14 protein-coding genes are annotated in these 13,911 nt (G+C 34.0%); all 14 read left to right on the top strand.

All coding sequences use genetic code 11. The features are described from left to right. Positions 1 to 38: 38 nt before the first annotated feature. The 14 genes from fdaB to upp all read left to right on the top strand — a co-directional run bounded on the left by fdaB (position 39) and on the right by upp (position 13,898). A complete protein-coding gene (gene fdaB, locus KA830_RS12575) occupies positions 39 to 899 on the top strand; it encodes a class IIb fructose-bisphosphate aldolase FdaB (protein ID WP_046207746.1) in 861 nt (286 codons plus the stop codon). A gap of 361 nt (positions 900 to 1,260) precedes the next feature. Continuing rightward, positions 1,261 to 2,520 carry a UDP-N-acetylglucosamine 1-carboxyvinyltransferase gene (locus KA830_RS12570; RefSeq protein ID WP_046207747.1) on the top strand — a complete coding sequence of 420 codons (1,260 nt, stop codon included), beginning with the start codon at positions 1,261 to 1,263 and terminating at the stop codon, positions 2,518 to 2,520. Positions 2,521 to 2,607: 87 nt separating this feature from the next. After that, positions 2,608 to 2,931 carry a winged helix-turn-helix transcriptional regulator gene (locus KA830_RS12565; RefSeq protein ID WP_046207748.1) on the top strand — a complete coding sequence of 108 codons (324 nt, stop codon included), beginning with the start codon at positions 2,608 to 2,610 and terminating at the stop codon, positions 2,929 to 2,931. Positions 2,932 to 3,365: 434 nt separating this feature from the next. Beyond that, positions 3,366 to 4,796, top strand: coding sequence for an aldehyde dehydrogenase family protein (locus tag KA830_RS12560; RefSeq protein ID WP_204179708.1), 1,431 nt, complete (start codon positions 3,366 to 3,368; stop codon positions 4,794 to 4,796). Between the two features lie 560 nt (positions 4,797 to 5,356). Then, complete coding sequence (rho, locus tag KA830_RS12555) at positions 5,357 to 6,673, top strand: transcription termination factor Rho (RefSeq protein WP_046207750.1); 1,317 nt, start codon at positions 5,357 to 5,359, stop codon at positions 6,671 to 6,673. A 133-nt stretch (positions 6,674 to 6,806) separates the two neighbouring features. Continuing rightward, on the top strand, positions 6,807 to 7,064 hold the full coding sequence (locus tag KA830_RS12550; RefSeq protein ID WP_019468287.1) for a type B 50S ribosomal protein L31: 258 nt from the start codon (positions 6,807 to 6,809) through the stop codon (positions 7,062 to 7,064). Between the two features lie 202 nt (positions 7,065 to 7,266). After that, positions 7,267 to 7,866, top strand: coding sequence for a thymidine kinase (locus KA830_RS12545; RefSeq protein ID WP_046207751.1), 600 nt, complete (start codon positions 7,267 to 7,269; stop codon positions 7,864 to 7,866). Next, positions 7,866 to 8,942, top strand: coding sequence for a peptide chain release factor 1 (prfA, locus tag KA830_RS12540; protein WP_046207752.1), 1,077 nt, complete (start codon positions 7,866 to 7,868; stop codon positions 8,940 to 8,942). The genes KA830_RS12545 and prfA overlap by 1 nt, the downstream gene beginning before the upstream one ends. After that, positions 8,929 to 9,765 carry a peptide chain release factor N(5)-glutamine methyltransferase gene (gene prmC, locus KA830_RS12535; RefSeq protein WP_210134288.1) on the top strand — a complete coding sequence of 279 codons (837 nt, stop codon included), beginning with the start codon at positions 8,929 to 8,931 and terminating at the stop codon, positions 9,763 to 9,765. Before prfA ends, prmC begins: the two co-directional genes overlap by 14 nt. 95 nt (positions 9,766 to 9,860) lie before the next feature. After that, positions 9,861 to 10,904 carry an L-threonylcarbamoyladenylate synthase gene (locus tag KA830_RS12530; RefSeq protein WP_046207754.1) on the top strand — a complete coding sequence of 348 codons (1,044 nt, stop codon included), beginning with the start codon at positions 9,861 to 9,863 and terminating at the stop codon, positions 10,902 to 10,904. Continuing rightward, positions 10,901 to 11,323 carry a low molecular weight protein arginine phosphatase gene (locus KA830_RS12525; RefSeq protein ID WP_046207755.1) on the top strand — a complete coding sequence of 141 codons (423 nt, stop codon included), beginning with the start codon at positions 10,901 to 10,903 and terminating at the stop codon, positions 11,321 to 11,323. Before KA830_RS12530 ends, KA830_RS12525 begins: the two co-directional genes overlap by 4 nt. 144 nt (positions 11,324 to 11,467) lie before the next feature. Beyond that, positions 11,468 to 11,992: a TIGR01440 family protein gene (locus KA830_RS12520; RefSeq protein WP_046207756.1), complete on the top strand. Its 525-nt coding sequence runs from the start codon at positions 11,468 to 11,470 to the stop codon at positions 11,990 to 11,992. 21 nt (positions 11,993 to 12,013) lie between these two features. Next, on the top strand, positions 12,014 to 13,252 hold the full coding sequence (gene glyA / locus KA830_RS12515) for a serine hydroxymethyltransferase (protein WP_046207757.1): 1,239 nt from the start codon (positions 12,014 to 12,016) through the stop codon (positions 13,250 to 13,252). 16 nt (positions 13,253 to 13,268) lie between these two features. Next, positions 13,269 to 13,898 carry a uracil phosphoribosyltransferase gene (upp, locus tag KA830_RS12510; RefSeq protein WP_019468295.1) on the top strand — a complete coding sequence of 210 codons (630 nt, stop codon included), beginning with the start codon at positions 13,269 to 13,271 and terminating at the stop codon, positions 13,896 to 13,898. The last annotated feature ends 13 nt before the right edge of the window (positions 13,899 to 13,911 follow it).

Genomic DNA, 13,911 nt, shown 5'->3' with positions numbered 1-13,911 from the left:
GTAAAAATATGTGCTCAATGCACTAAGGAGGAACTTTCATGCCTTTAGTTTCAATGAAAGAAATGTTAATCGATGCAAAAGAAAATGGTTATGCGGTTGGCCAATACAACTTAAATAACTTAGAATTTACACAAGCGATATTGGAAGCTTCACAAGAAGAAAATGCTCCAGTTATTTTAGGAGTTTCTGAAGGTGCAGCACGTTATATGGGCGGATTCTATACAGTAGTTAAAATGGTAGAAGGATTAATGCACGATAAAGAAATTTCGATTCCAGTTGCAATTCACTTAGACCATGGTTCAAGTTTTGATAAATGTAAAGAAGCTATCGATGCTGGATTTACATCAGTTATGATTGATGCTTCTCATGAGTCATTTGAAGATAACGTAGCAATTACATCAAAAGTAGTTGAATATGCTCACGAACATGGTGTATCGGTAGAAGCTGAATTAGGTACAGTAGGTGGACAAGAAGACGATGTTGTTGCTGAAGGTGTTATTTATGCAGATCCTAAAGAATGTCAGGAGCTTGTTGAAAGAACAGGTATTGATACTTTAGCACCAGCGTTAGGTTCAGTTCACGGACCGTATAAAGGTGAACCAAAATTAGGATTTAAAGAAATGGAAGAAATTGGTGCTTCAACTGGCTTACCATTAGTATTACATGGTGGAACTGGTATCCCAACTAAAGATATTCAAAAAGCGATTCCATTTGGCACTGCAAAAATCAATGTTAATACAGAAAATCAAATTGCTTCTGCAAAAGCAGTACGTGAAGCTTTAGACAATGATAAAGAAATGTATGATCCTCGTAAGTATTTAGGACCAGCACGTGAAGCGATTAAAACAACAGTAGTGGGTAAAATTAAAGAGTTTGGTACATCAAATAGAGCTAAATAATCTGCCTATAATAGAAAGATGCATATTTTAAAGTAATCTTGATGATTCAATCGGTAAGGCTGTGACAATTTTTAATGTCGCAGTCTTATTTTTTTATGTTATAATCTATGAGCGTTAAAATTAAGCAAATTGAAATATCAACATAAATTTTAAACAGAAATAAGATAAATAAGATTTGAACCCTATTAAATCGGGAATAAAAATATCATTATAGTATACATAAAAGTGAAGCAATACATAATTTAAAATTAAAAAAGTTTTGTTTCATTGGTGTGTTTTGCAAACTTCATTTTTTTACTTTATAATGCAAATAATGTAATTAAATTGAAATACTGATTGAAAGGCAAAGGAGATCAAGCGAATGGCTCAAGAAGTAATAAAAATTAGAGGCGGTCAAACACTAAAAGGTGAAGTTAATAATCATGGTGCAAAAAATAGTGCTGTAGCAATCATTCCAGCTACAATTCTAGCGGAAGATAAAGTTACAATAGAAGGGTTACCACAAATCTCAGATGTTGAAACGCTAGTGAGTTTATTAGGTGATTTGAATATTGATGCAAAGCTAGACGGCACAACACTTGAAGTTGATCCAAATGAAATTGAAAATGCTCCATTACCTAATAATAAAGTAGAATCACTACGTGCTTCATATTATATGATGGGGGCAATGTTAGGTAGATTTAAAAAATGTGTAATTGGGTTGCCTGGCGGTTGTCCATTAGGTCCACGACCGATTGATCAACACATCAAGGGTTTTAAAGCATTAGGAGCGCATGTTGATGAATCCAGTGAAACATCTATGAAAATTGAAGCTGATCGTTTAATAGGTGCTAATATATTTTTAGATATCGTTAGTGTAGGTGCAACGATTAATATTATGTTGGCAGCAGTACGAGCTGAAGGACAAACTGTAATTGAAAACGCAGCGAAAGAACCAGAAGTGGTTGATGTAGCTAACTTCTTAACAAGTTTAGGCGCTAATATTAAAGGTGCTGGTACAAGTACAATCAAAATAAAAGGTGTTGAGCATTTACATGGATCACATCATCAAGTGATACCAGATAGAATTGAAGCAGGAACTTATATGTGTATTGCCGCAGCTTGTGGTGAAGATATTGTGATTAATAATATTATCCCTACCCATGTTGAGCCATTAACTGTTAAGTTGAAAGAACTTGGTGTAAACATAAATGTTGGTGATGATAGTGTAACAATTAAGAGAAGTACACCATATTCTAGTGTAGATATTAAAACATTAGTATACCCAGGTTTTGCTACAGATTTACAACAACCTATTACGCCATTATTATTTATGGCTGATGGAGTTTCTTTTGTGACTGAAACAATCTATCCAGCTCGATTCAAGCATGTCGAAGAACTTAAAAATATGGGTGCTAATATTACATCAGATAATGGTACTGCAACAATCAAACCATCTAAATTAACAGGCGCAGAAGTATACGCGAGTGATTTACGTGCAGGTGCTTGTCTAATTGTAGCTGGCTTATTAGCTGAAGGTGTTACTACAATTTATAATGTAAAACATATTTATCGTGGTTATACTAATATTGTTAAAACACTAAAATCACTTGGAGCAGACATTTGGACTGAAAAAATATAAAACATGTGGTATAATAATTATACTGAATGTATAAAGTAAATTATAATTTATGCAGTGGGGAAATATAATTGATATGAGGTGATGACCATGGAGGTTTGCCCTTATCTAGAAGAGACCTTTAAAATAGTAGGTAGAAGTTGGAACGGTCTTATCATTAATTACTTGTCTAGGTGCACGGAAAAATCTGCTCATTTTTCTGATATGAAACGTGATTTGAAAACAATTACGCCTCGTGCACTTAGCATAAAGCTCACAGACCTTAATGAATGGGGACTTGTAGAGAAAAAAATTATTTCTACTAGTCCTATGAACATTTTATATCAACTTACAGATAAAGGTGATGCCTTAGCATCGGCATTGGTTCCTATGGAAAAATGGGCCCAAGAATATATCGAGTTAGAAAGCGAATGATTTTAACTTTTTAATTTGACATTTTCATGTAATATTTTATTTGAATATGATTGTTATATCTAGTCTGTTTTTAACATACTAAGATTAGCTATAAAGAAATCTTTAATTGAAGATTTCTTTATAGCTTTTTTATTTATTGTCGAATCATCTAACCTTTAGTAGTGTTAAAATAATTTTGTTGATTAAGAGTGGATGTGCCGATTGACATGTCATGGTATGTTTAAATATTCTAAATAAAGCAAAATTTTAAGGATATAAATGTTATTTCTAATTGATATATAACGCAATAATGCTATTATAACTATGCACAAATTTCAGGCGTAAAACCCTGTAATAACAACGTTTGCAATGATTTGGAATGAGCAGATATGTTTTAAAATTAAAAATCTAGGTTAGAATAAAAGCATGAACACAAATTAAGGAGTGAATAATTGATGAGAAATTTCACTAAACAATATATCGACGGAGAATGGGTAGAAAGTGCAAGTGGAGAAACACTTGATGTAATCAACCCAGCAACTGAAGAAGTGGCAGGCACAATTGCTAAAGGCAATAAAGAGGATGTTGATAAAGCGGTAGAAGCAGCAGATAAAGTATATTTAGAATTTAGACAAAGTTCTGTAGCAGAAAGAAAAGAACTGTTAGATAAAATTGTTCAAGAATATAAAAATAGAAAAGATGATATTGTTGACGCAATAACTGACGAATTAGGAGCTCCTTTAAAAGTATCTGAAAATGTCCATTATCAAATGGGATTAAATCATTTTGAAGCTGCACGAGATGCATTAGATAATTTTGAATTTGAAGAAAGACGTGGCGACGATTTAGTTGTTAAGGAAGCAATTGGTGTTGCTGGATTAATTACACCATGGAATTTCCCAACTAACCAAACTTCATTAAAATTAGCAGCAGCTTTTGCGGCAGGAAGCCCAGTTGTATTAAAACCATCAGAAGAAACACCATTTGCAGCCATCATTTTAGCAGAAATATTTGATAAAGTTGGCGTACCTAAAGGTGTATTTAACTTAGTGAATGGTGATGGCCAAGGCGTTGGAAATCCACTAAGTGAACATCCAAAAGTAAGAATGATGTCCTTTACTGGATCTGGTCCAACTGGTGCAAGCATTATGAAGAAAGCAGCTGAAGATTTCAAAAAAGTATCATTAGAATTAGGAGGTAAATCTCCTTATATTATTTTAGATGATGCTGATATTGATGGTGCTGCAAGTGCAGCAACTGGTAAAGTCGTCAATAATACAGGACAAGTTTGTACTGCAGGAACTAGAACATTGGTACCAGCAAGTATAAAAGAAGAATTCTTAACAGTTGTTAAAGAAAAATTTAGCCAAGTTAAAGTTGGTGATCCTCGTGAAGAAGGTACACAAGTAGGACCAATTATTAGTAAAAAACAATTTGATCAAGTTCAATCATATATTGATAAAGGTGTAGAAGAAGGTGCCGAATTATTATACGGTGGTCCTGGAAAACCTGAAAACTTGGAAAAAGGCTATTTTGCAAGACCAACTATTTTTAATAATGTTGAAAATGATATGACAATTGCACAAGAAGAAATTTTCGGTCCTGTTATGTCTGTGATCACTTACAACGATTTAGACGAAGCAATTGAAATTGCAAATGATACGAAATATGGCTTAGCTGGTTATGTATATGGACAAGACAAAGAAAAACTGCATAAAGTTGCGCGTTCAATTGAGGCTGGAACAGTTGAAATAAATGAAGCTGGACGAAAACCAGACTTACCATTCGGTGGCTATAAACAATCAGGTTTAGGACGCGAATGGGGAGATTATGGCATAGAAGAATTCTTAGAAGTTAAATCTATTGCAGGATATTTTAACGCGTAATTTAATACAAAATAAAATTATAAGTTGTAATAAAAATATACTGTGACAAATAATCTCACGCTTAAAAATGACTAATCCGTATGCTTATGGATTAGTCATTTTTTAATCTTCCGATTTTTAACATGCATGCGTGAGGATATGATTTGAGCCTGTAGCCTCTCATAACCACCATTTCTTCGGTATAAGGACATTATAAAATCGCCAAAAATGAATGTTTAACTTATATTACTTAACGAAACGACAATCTCCAATTCCTAATATAAGTCTATTACGATATGCAAAGGTCAGTTTTTATATTTCTCAATGACAATTGATGTTAATGATTGAACCAGAGATACCTTTGCTTAGCTCTAATTATTTTTAGAAATTTTGAATTATAAATTAAAGCATTACAATTTAACATACTGTTTTATTAACTAATTAGCTTTAAAGCAGTATTAATAAATTTCAAAAATTGAAATACATTTTGTAATTAAATAAAATATTTGCTATAGTTATAAAGGTAAATAGCGTAGCCCTCTATGTTATTTAAAACTTTTTTATGAAATGGGTGCAAGATAATGCCTGATAAAGTACGAACATCACCTCAGTACGAATCGTTCCACGAGTTATATAAAAATTACACTACTAAAGATCTCACTCAAAAAGCAAAATCACTGAAATTAACAAACTATAGTAAATTAAATAAAAAAGAGTTAGTTCTTGCAATTATGGAAGCCCAGATGGAAAAAGATGGCAACTATTATATGGAAGGTATCTTAGATGATATCCAACAAGATGGTTATGGCTTCTTAAGGACTGTCAATTATTCAAAAGGTGAAAAAGATATTTATATCTCTGCTAGCCAAATACGTCGTTTTGAAATTAAAAGAGGCGACAAAGTAACTGGTAAAGTAAGGAAACCAAAGGATAATGAAAAGTATTATGGTTTGCTACAAGTAGATTTTGTTAATGATGAGAATGCAGAAGAAGTTAAGAAAAGACCACATTTCCAAGCATTAACACCATTATATCCAGAAGAGCGCATCAAGCTAGAAACAACAAAAGAAAATTATTCTACACGTATTATGGATTTAATTACGCCAATTGGTTTAGGACAACGTGGTTTGATTGTTGCCCCGCCAAAAGCTGGGAAAACGTCATTATTGAAAGAAATTGCAAATGCCATCGCAAGCAATAAACCTGATGCAGAATTATTTGTGCTACTTGTGGGTGAAAGACCAGAAGAAGTAACTGATATTGAGCGTTCTGTAGAATCAGCAGAAGTCGTTCATTCAACATTTGATGAACCACCACAGCACCATGTCAAAGTAGCAGAATTACTATTAGAACGTGCCAAGCGTTTAGTAGAAATAGGTAAAGATGTCATTATTCTTATGGATTCTATTACAAGACTTGCACGTGCATATAACTTGGTTATCCCGCCAAGCGGACGCACACTTTCAGGTGGTTTAGATCCAGCTTCATTACACAAACCTAAGGCATTCTTTGGTGCTGCGAGAAATATTGAAGCTGGTGGAAGTATGACGATATTAGCTACTGCTTTAGTAGATACAGGATCACGTATGGATGACATGATATATGAAGAATTTAAAGGGACAGGAAACATGGAATTACACCTTGATCGCAAACTGGCTGAACGCCGTGTCTTTCCAGCTATTGATATTGGTCGAAGTTCTACACGTAAAGAAGAGTTACTAATACCGCCAAAAGATTTAGAGTCACTTTGGCAACTACGTAACATGTTCACAGATTCACTTGATTTCACAGAAAGATTTGTAAGAAAATTAAAACGTACAAAAACGAATCAAGAATTCTTTGAACAATTGCAACAAGCTGCCAAAGAAAGTACTAAAACTGGTAAGCCAATTATTTAAAGCAGCTTAACATTTAAATATGTGATTTAGGGTTGCGTTTTAGTTTTATAACAATTATAATTATCAAGTATTGGGTAAAAAAACTCACAAACAACTCTGTTCCAGATGGTTCAGGGCAAAGGAGCTGAAAAAAATGAAACAAAATATTCATCCTGAATACCACAAAGTTATCTTTTTAGATACAACTACAGACTTTAAATTCTTAAGTGGTTCAACAAAATCTTCATCAGAAACAATGGAATGGGAAGATGGAAATGAATACCCAGTTATTCGTTTAGATATTTCATCTGATTCACATCCATTTTACACAGGACGTCAAAAATTCGCTGCTGCGGATGGTCGTGTGGAACGTTTCAACAAGAAATTCGGATTCAAATCAAGCAACGAATAATTGTTGTCATAAGGCATTCTCATTTTATGAGAATGCTTTTTTATTTAACATGGACGATGTGAAGGTTTGAACAGAATTGCACAGTTGTTAGAGCACTTTGATTACATATTAAATTACAAATATCTTATGAGAAATTGATATTTTAAGATGGAAAATATGATATAATAAACCGATTATGTTTTGAAAAAGGGTGGAACGCATAATGAATGAAACTTATCATTCCGGGTGGATAGAATGTATAACTGGAAGTATGTTTAGTGGTAAATCTGAAGAATTAATTCGTCGTTTAAGACGTGGACTATATGCTAAACAAAAGGTGGTTGTATTTAAACCGGCAATAGATGATCGCTATCATAAAGATAAGATTGTGTCGCATAACGGCAATGCAATTGAGGCAATTAATATCTCGACAGCAGCTGAGATCTATAAACACGATTTAACAAATTTTGATATTATAGCAATTGATGAAGTTCAATTTTTCGAAAATAATATTGTCCATATTGTTGAAGAATTAGCTGAAAAGGGGCATAGAGTGATTACTGCAGGTTTAGATATGGATTTCAGAGGTGAACCATTTGAACCAATTCCCCATTTATTAGCAGTAAGTGAAGAAGTGACTAAACTACAAGCTGTATGTGCAGTATGTGGCTCGTCATCAAGCCGTACACAACGATTAATTGATGGTAATCCAGCAAAAATAGATGATCCAGTGATTCTCGTTGGCGCTAACGAAAGCTATGAACCTAGATGTAGGGCACATCATATTGTTGCACCAAGTAATCATGAGAAGGAGGAAATGTAGTGTTTGATCAATTAGACATTGTAGAGGAAAGATACGAGCAATTAAATGAAATGTTAAGTGATCCTGAAGTCGTAAATAATCCAGACAATTTACGAAAATATTCAAAAGAACAGGCTGATTTGCAAAAAACAGTAGAAGTATATCGTGAGTATAAACAGGTTAAAGAAGATGTAACTGAAATAGATGATATGTTACAGGAAACAAAAGACGATGAAGAAGTCGAAATGCTTAAAGACGAAAAGCAAGAATTGAGTCAAAAAATTCCAGAACTGGAAGAAGAATTAAAATTCTTGTTAATTCCAAAAGACCCTAACGATGAAAAAGACGTAATTGTTGAAATTCGTGCAGCAGCTGGTGGGGATGAGGCTGCAATATTTGCTGGTGATTTATTTAGAATGTATTCTAGATATGCAGAAGCACATAGTTATAAAACTGATATCGTAGAAGCTACTGAAAGTGATCATGGTGGTTACAAAGAGATTAGCTTCTCTGTTTCAGGAACAGGCGCTTACAGTAAATTGAAATACGAAAATGGTGCACATCGTGTACAACGTGTACCAGCAACTGAGTCTGGAGGACGTATTCACACATCTACTGCTACTGTTGCCGTATTACCAGAAGTTGAAGATGTTGAGATAGAGATTCGAAATGAAGATATTAAAGTAGACACATATCGTTCTAGTGGTGCAGGTGGACAACACGTAAATACCACTGATTCTGCCGTTCGAATTACACATATACCGACAGGTGTCATTGCTACATCATCTGAGAAATCTCAAATTCAAAACCGTGAAAAAGCAATGAAAGTGTTAAAAGCACGTTTATTTGATATGAAATTACAAGAAGAACAACAAAAGTATGCTGCACAGCGTAAATCAGCTGTCGGTTCAGGTGATCGCTCAGAGAGAATTAGAACATACAATTATCCACAGAGTCGCGTAACGGATCATCGTATTGGATTGACTTTGCAGAAATTAGAGCAAGTTATGGAAGGTAAGTTAGATGAGATTATTGATGCACTAACTTTAGCTGAACAAACTGATAAATTGAAAGAACTGAATGATGGTGAATTATAGAGAACGATTAAAAATCGCACAAGACAAATGCGAAACTAAAGGTATTGAAGTAACACGAGCTGAATGGTTAATGCTTGATTTATTTCAATGGAAAAAATTAGATTATTTGCTACACGCAGATGAAGTTATGACGGAAGCACACAACGTGTTGTTTGATAATGCGGAAGCAAGGATGTTACAAGGCGAACCGATTCAATATATTGTAGGAACGCAAACTTTTTATGGTGAAATATTTAAAGTGAATGAGCATTGTTTAATTCCAAGGCCAGAAACCGAGGAAGTATTACTACATTTTTATAATTTGGTAAAATTGGGAGATAAAGTTGTAGATATTGGAACAGGTAGTGGTAACATACCTATTTTACTAAAAAAAATGAATCAAAATTTGGATGTTATAGCTACAGATTTATATGATGAAGCCTTATCTGTGGCAAAAGAAAACGCTGAGTATCATGATGTAGATGTTATATTTTTACAAGGCGATACCTTAAATCCATTAATAGAAAAGCATATTAAAGTGAATGGATTGATTTCAAATCCCCCCTATATCGCTGAGAGCGAAAAAGCTTTAATGGATGATACTGTTTTACAATATGAACCTATGAGTGCTTTGTTTGCTGAAAACAACGGCTTTCAAGTTTATGAAAAGATTTTAGATCAATTACCAGACGTATTATTACCTAATGCAATTGTTGTGTTTGAGATTGGTTATAAACAAGGAGCTACATTAAAAAGCAAAATTGAAAAAAAATATCCTGCTGTAAGTGTCCAAATAATAAAAGATATTAACGATAATGATAGAATGGTTTCTTTTAAATGGTAATTTAAGAAGTTGTGTACCTAACATGATATGTCATGAAGGTGCATAACTTCTTATTTTGTTTTAAAATTGAAATTAAGATGAAAGGGTGAGTATAAATGAAAACAAAAATATGGGATTTAAGAAATCATGTGACAGAAGATGCAAATGTAGATGCTTTTAATGAGATAAAAAATATTTTTGAAGCTGGTGGACTCATCGCTATACCAACTGAAACTGTATATGGTTTAGGTGGTGATGCAAGAAATGAACAAACTATAAAAAATATTTTTGCTGCAAAAGGTAGACCTTCAGATAATCCACTCATCGTGCATATACATAATGTTAAGCAACTAGATGTATTTACGAAGCATATTTCACAAGAAGTTAAAATACTGATGAATCAATTTTGGCCAGGACCAATTTCGTTTATTTTACCATTAAAAAAAGGATATTTATGTGAAAGTGTAAGTGGTGGACTTTCATCCATAGCGGTTAGAATGCCAAGTCATGTGATTGGGAGAAAAATATTAGAGTTTGTAGACATACCGATTGCCGCACCGAGCGCTAATTTAAGTGGTAGACCTTCTCCAACTAAGTTTGAACATGTATATCATGATTTAAACCAAAGCATTGATGGTATTGTTAATGGTGATCAAAGTGAAGAAGGTTTAGAAAGTACCGTGTTAGATTGCACGCAATACCCATTTAAAATTGCTCGTCCAGGATCTATCACCAAGTCGATGATTGAAAATGTTTTGCCAGGTTCTATTTCAGCAAAAGATGATTTAAATCAAGAAAAACCTATAGCCCCCGGAATGAAATATAAACATTATGCGCCAGATACGCCAATAACGATTGTATACGGCGTTCATCAACAACCATCCTCATGTAAAGATTGGAGTGATGTTGCGTTTATATTCCCGAAAGATAAATGTAAATATATTCCAAAAAACGCAACTTTCATTCCACTGTGTGAAAATGAAAGAGATATTAAAGGGGCAAACCATAATTTGTATCAAATATTGCACGATATAGACAAAAATAAAAAGATAAAAGAAGCTTATATATTTGGATTTGAAAATAGTGGCGAAGCAGTTGCTATTATGAATCGAATGCAAAAGGCGGCAAACTTTACCGTCGTTAAAGGAGAAAAATTATGAAAATCGTTTTTGTTTGTACTGGTAATACTTGTAGAAGTCCAATGGCAGAAAGTATTGCAAAAGCTAAAATACCTGACATCGAAGTTGCTTCGCGTGGTTTATTTGCATTAGATGGCGCACCTACCTCAGAACATACGCGTGCTATCTTAAAAGAAAAACAATTGCCAATACCTGACAATGCGCAACAATTCACTGAGATGGACATGCATGCAGATCTTATTTTGACAATGTCAAGGAGTCATAGAGATGCGATTAAACAAACGTATGGCGTAAATACACATATATTTACTTTAAGTGAATATGTATTGCATGGTGATGATGTTTCTGACCCATTTGGAGGAACTAAATCAGATTATATTGAAATTTATAATGAATTAAATTCATTGATTGAAAAATTAAAAAATAAAATATTAGAGTAAATAAATATGTGAAATTAGTATGAGTAAGTCATTAAATACGTTATAATAATTACGTGTAGCAAATGTGCTAGCAATTAAATTTGCCAGATTGGACTTATGTATTTTGGCTTACTTTTTTATCAAAATAAATAAGGGGTGTTTAATATGGAAGATTTAAGAGCATTGTTAGATGAACTAAAGTCTAAATCTTTCTTTAAAAAGGATGAGCTTTGTATTGTAGGTTGTTCTACTTCAGAAGTGATTGGCGAACGCATAGGTAGCGTCGGTTCAATGGAAGTAGCTAAAGATATATTTGAAGCATTAAAAGAGATTGAAACGGAAACAGGCGTTTCTTTTGTATTTCAAGGCTGTGAACATATCAATAGAGCAATTACGATTGAAAAAGCTAACTTCGACCCCGCAACGATGGAAGAAGTAACCGTTGTACCCGATGTCCATGCTGGAGGTAGTTTAGCTACGTATGCATATCAGCATATGGAAGCGCCTATGGTGGTTGAAACTATAACTGTTCCGAAAGGTATAGATATTGGTCAAACATTAATTGGTATGCATATCAAACATGTAGCAATACCCGAACGTACAAGCGTGAAGCAAATTGGCGAAGCAATTGTTACAATCGCTTCTTCAAGACCTAAAAAAATTGGTGGCGAAAGAGCAAAATACAACTAATACAGAAACGAGGGTTTACTAATGTCATTTATTAAAGATCAAGATAAAGAAATTTATGAAGTGATTCAAAACGAGTTCAACCGTCAAAATAACAATATAGAGTTAATTGCGTCAGAAAACTTTGTGTCGGAAGCAGTTATGGAAGCTCAAGGTTCAGTATTAACTAATAAGTATGCTGAAGGTTATCCGAACAGAAGATATTACGGTGGTTGTGAATATGTCGATGTATCTGAAACATTAGCTATTGAGAGAGCAAAGCAATTATTTGGTGCAGAACATGTTAACGTTCAACCACATTCTGGTTCACAAGCAAATATGGCTGTTTATCTCGTGGCATTAGAACACGGAGATACTGTATTAGGTATGAATTTAAGTCATGGTGGGCACTTAACTCATGGTGCGCCAGTAAACTTTAGTGGTCAATTTTATAACTTTGTCGAATATGGTGTCGACAAAGAAAGCGAACAAATAGACTATGACGAAGTATTAAAAGTAGCAAAAGCGCACCAACCTAAGTTAATCGTTGCTGGGGCTTCTGCATACTCAAAAACAATAGACTTCAAACGTTTTAGAGAAATTGCTGATGAAGTAGGCGCTAAATTGATGGTAGATATGGCTCATATCGCTGGATTAGTCGCTGCAGGCTTACACCCAAGTCCAGTAGAATATGCTGATTTTGTAACTACAACAACACATAAAACATTACGTGGCCCTCGTGGTGGAATGATTTTATGTAAAGAAGAATACAAAAAGCAAATTGACAAAACAATCTTCCCAGGCATTCAAGGTGGCCCTTTAGAACATGTTATTGCTGCCAAAGCAGTAGCGTTCGGTGAAGCACTACAAGATGATTTTAAAACATATCAGCAACAAGTTATTAAAAATGCAAAAGTATTAGCTGATACACTAAATAAAGAAGGATTTAGAGTAGTATCTGGCGGTACTGATAATCACCTAGTATGCGTAGATGTAAAAGGATCAGTCAATATTACTGGTAAAGTAGCAGAAGAAGCCCTTGACTCAATAGGTATTACTTGTAATAAAAATACAATACCATTTGATCAAGAAAAACCTTTTGTAACAAGTGGTTTAAGACTTGGTACACCAGCAGCTACTACACGTGGTTTTGATGAAGCGGCATTTGAAGAAGTAGCTAAAATTATAAGCTTAGTGTTAAAAGATCCTGAAAACGAAACAACATTAAAAGAAGGACAAGAAAGAGTTAAAGCATTAACTACGAAACATCCTTTATATAATTAAATTGGAGGAAGTAATTATGGGCAACGTACATGTTTTTGATCACCCACTTATTCAACACAAATTAAGTTACATTAGAGATGTACATACAGGTACAAAAGAATTTAGAGAACTCGTAGATGAAGTAGGCATGTTAATGGCTTACGAAGTGACTAGAAATCTAGAGTTACAAGATGTAGAAATTGAAACGCCTGTTACTAAAATGATAGCTAAGCGTTTAACTGGTAAAAAATTAGCATTTATTCCCATTTTAAGAGCAGGTCTTGGCATGACACAAGGTATCTTAAATCTTGTGCCGGCAGCAAGAATAGGTCATGTTGGCTTATACAGAGATCCTGAAACGCTAGAAGCAGTTGAGTATTTTGTGAAATTACCACAAGATATTGAAGAAAGAGAAATTGTCGTAGTTGATCCAATGCTAGCGACTGGTGCTTCCGCAATTGAAGCGATTAATTCACTTAAAAAACGTGGCGCCAAGCATATCAGATTTATGTGTCTAATTGCAGCACCAGAAGGTGTAGAAAAATTACAAGAAGCACATGAAGATGTCGATATCTATATCGCAGCATTAGATGAGAAATTAGATGACCATGCTTATATTACACCTGGATTAGGTGACGCTGGTGACCGTTTATTCGGTACAAAATAGTTTGACCCAGGAG

The organism is Staphylococcus sp. GDY8P119P, from assembly GCF_017892075.1.
Taxonomy (GTDB): Bacteria; Bacillota; Bacilli; order Staphylococcales; family Staphylococcaceae; genus Staphylococcus; species Staphylococcus ureilyticus.
Note: the sequence above shows the minus strand (reverse complement) of the source record. Positions and strands in the feature narration are given on the sequence as shown.